1 rRNA gene is annotated in these 513 nt (G+C 53.8%); it reads left to right on the top strand.

Annotation, left to right across the window (positions count from 1 at the left end):
- Positions 1-513: ribosomal RNA gene (locus IEW26_RS30120) — 23S ribosomal RNA — on the top strand; the annotation flags it as partial.

Raw genomic sequence — 513 nt, 5'->3', positions numbered from 1 at the left:
GAGTACGTGGACGTAGACCCGAAACCGGGTGATCTACCCCTGTCCAGGGTGAAGGTGCGGTAACACGCACTGGAGGCCCGAACCCACGCACGTTGAAAAGTGCGGGGATGAGGTGGGGGTAGCGGAGAAATTCCAATCGAACTCGGAGATAGCTGGTTCTCCCCGAAATAGCTTTAGGGCTAGCCTCGGAAAACAGAGTCGTGGAGGTAGAGCACTGATTGGGTGCGGGGCCCGCAAGGGTTACCAAGCTCAGTCAAACTCCGAATGCCATAGACTTACTTCCGGGAGTCAGACAGTGAGTGCTAAGATCCATTGTCAAAAGGGAAACAGCCCAGACCATCAGCTAAGGTCCCCAAGTGTGTGTTAAGTGGGAAAGGATGTGGAGTTGCACAGACAACCAGGATGTTGGCTTAGAAGCAGCCACCATTGAAAGAGTGCGTAATAGCTCACTGGTCGAGTGACTCTGCGCCGAAAATGTAACGGGGCTAAACACACCACCGAAGCTATGGCTTG

The organism is Paenibacillus silvae, assembly GCF_014639235.1.
GTDB classification, from domain to species: domain Bacteria; phylum Bacillota; class Bacilli; order Paenibacillales; family Paenibacillaceae; genus Paenibacillus; species Paenibacillus silvae.
This window is presented reverse-complemented; position numbering and strand designations above follow the sequence as displayed.